Genomic DNA, 2,148 nt, shown 5'->3' with positions numbered 1-2,148 from the left:
GTCCATCATCCCGGCCTTGCGGCGCGGCGCGGCGGCCTGCTTGGGGCCGGAGCCCTGGCCCGCGGGCCCGCGGCGCCAGCCCGTCACGGCGAACACCGCGCACCCGAGCATCACCAGGAACCCGACCACGCTGACCCAGATCTGGTCCGGAACGACCATGCCGCCCATCAGCAGGCCGACGCCCACCACGAAGCCGGCGACGGCCAGGTAGACCCGTCGGCGGGTGTAGGTGCGCAGCCCGGTTCCCTCAAGCGCCGACGCGAATTTGGGATCTTCGGCATACAGCGCTCGCTCCATCTGGTCGAGCAGTCGCTGCTCGTGCTCCGAGAGCGGCACGGAGTCCTCCTACTCGTCGGTCGCGGGTGCGACCGGTCCGCCGCCCCGGTCGGGGAGGCAAGTCCATTCGGCCTTCGGGACACGCGGTCGGACGCCTGTGCGGGGGACCCGGTCCGTGTCGTCCATATGCCCCATGCGTCCGGCTGTCATGCTTTCCGGCTTTACCCAGATCATACGGTCCGCGGGCCCGTTCCGGGGTGGTCCGCAGCGCGTGGGCCGGGCCACTTCGGCCAGGCCGGACCGCATCCCTCCCAACGCGGGACGAGGCGAACTAGTGCCCGATCCGGTGGAATCGGCCCGGACCTGGGGGCCGCGGCGATCACGGCCGGGCTGCCGGGAGGTGGAGGGGAGACGAACCGCCGCCGGACTGTGTGCGAAGCGCCCGGCGGCGGGAGGCCGGACGCCCGTCCGGAGCGACGTCCCAGGGGCTCAGCCGAGCGTGGCCAGTACGTGCAGCTGGGTCGCCACGGCGTGGAAGGCGGGCTGCGCGGCGGCGGCCTCCTCCAGCTTGAGCAGCGCCTCCATCGCGCCCGGCTCGGTGTCCACCAGGACGCCGGGGACGAGGTCGGAGAAGACCCGGACGCCGTGCACCGACTCGACCCGCAGGCCGGCGCCCTCGGCGAGACGGGAGAGCTCGTCACCGGTGAAGCGGCGCGGCATCGGGTCCTGCTCGCCCCAGCGGCCGTCGGCGGCCGAGAGCACGGTGCGGGCCTCGGTGAAGTGGCCGGCCAGCGCGCGGGCCAGCACGGCGCCGTTGCGGTTGGCGGCCAGCAGGCTGACCAGGCCGCCGCGGCGCAGGGTGGCGGCCAGGCTGCCGAGCGCCTCGGCCGGATCGTCCACGACCTCCAGGACGCCGTGGCAGAGCACCGCGTCCATCGTGCCGGGGGCGATCACCTCGGGCAGCGTCTGGGTGTCGCCCTGGACGGCGCGGACCAGCTCGGTGACGCCGGCCTCGGCGGCCCGGCGCTCCAGCGCGAACAGCGCGTCCGGGCTCGGGTCGACCACGGTGACCCGGTGGCCGAGCTTGGCCACCGGCACGGCGAAGTTGCCCGTGCCGCCACCGGTGTCGACGACGTCGAGCACGGGCTGGTCCAGCTCGGCGGCCCGCTTCTCCAGGGCGGCCCGCACCACCTCCCAGACCACGGCGGTGCGCAGGGCGCTGCGGGGGCGCGTCGGGTACAAGGCGGGACTCCTCGGCACGTGCAGATCGATCAGGAATGTCACCACCTTAGACCGGGCGGGTGGTACCGCCCGTCACCCGTCGTGCGGGGAGTCGCCGGCCGACGGCAGGCGCGGGGCGGGCGGGGTCGGGCGCAGGCCGAGGAGGCGCTCGGCCAGGCGCAGGAACAGGGCGGAGTTGCGGACCAGGTCGTCGGCGTCGCGGGCCGAGGCGGCGCCCCGGATCCCGGCCTCGGCGGCGGCCCGGCGGCGGGCGCCGGCGCCGTAGTAGAGGGCCCACTCGGCGAGCTCGGGGGCCACCTCGGGCAGCACCTCCCAGGCGCTGCGGATGGCTTTTCGGCGGCGCGGGTTCTTCTCCGGGCGCCCCCGCACGGCGAGCACGGCCGCGACCGTGCGCAGCGCGGCCAGGTGCGCGGTGGCGTACCGCTCCAGCGGGTCCTCCAGGGCGCGGGCCCGGGCGAGCGTGCGGTGGGCGTCGGCGAGGAGGTCGAGGGCGGCGGGCGGCGCGGCGACCCGGCGCAGCACGGGGTGGACGTCCCCGCTGCCGGGGCGGGCGCCCGGGGAGTGCGGCAGGGCGGCGGAGTGGAGGCGGGCGGTGACGGGCTCAGGGTGGCTGATGGTCATGGTCTCCCC

3 protein-coding genes are annotated in these 2,148 nt (G+C 76.0%); all 3 read right to left on the bottom strand.

The genetic code is table 11. From position 1 onward, the window contains the following. On the bottom strand, positions 1-336 hold a 336-nt coding region (locus AB0O00_RS36745; protein WP_363659043.1), incomplete at its 3' end, for a DUF3040 domain-containing protein. A 429-nt stretch (positions 337-765) separates the two neighbouring features. Next, positions 766-1,518 carry a methyltransferase domain-containing protein gene (locus AB0O00_RS36740; RefSeq protein ID WP_363659042.1) on the bottom strand — a complete coding sequence of 251 codons (753 nt, stop codon included), beginning with the start codon at positions 1,516-1,518 and terminating at the stop codon, positions 766-768. A gap of 72 nt (positions 1,519-1,590) precedes the next feature. Continuing rightward, entirely contained in the window at positions 1,591-2,139 is a 549-nt protein-coding gene (locus AB0O00_RS36735) for an SAV_6107 family HEPN domain-containing protein (protein ID WP_363659044.1), read from the bottom strand. Positions 2,140-2,148: the final 9 nt, after the last annotated feature.

The sequence above is a fragment of the Kitasatospora sp. NPDC093558 genome, assembly GCF_040683475.1.
In the GTDB taxonomy this organism is placed as follows: Bacteria; Actinomycetota; Actinomycetes; order Streptomycetales; family Streptomycetaceae; genus Kitasatospora.
The sequence above is the reverse complement of the archived record's forward strand: the minus strand, read 5'-3'. Positions and strand labels throughout refer to the sequence as shown.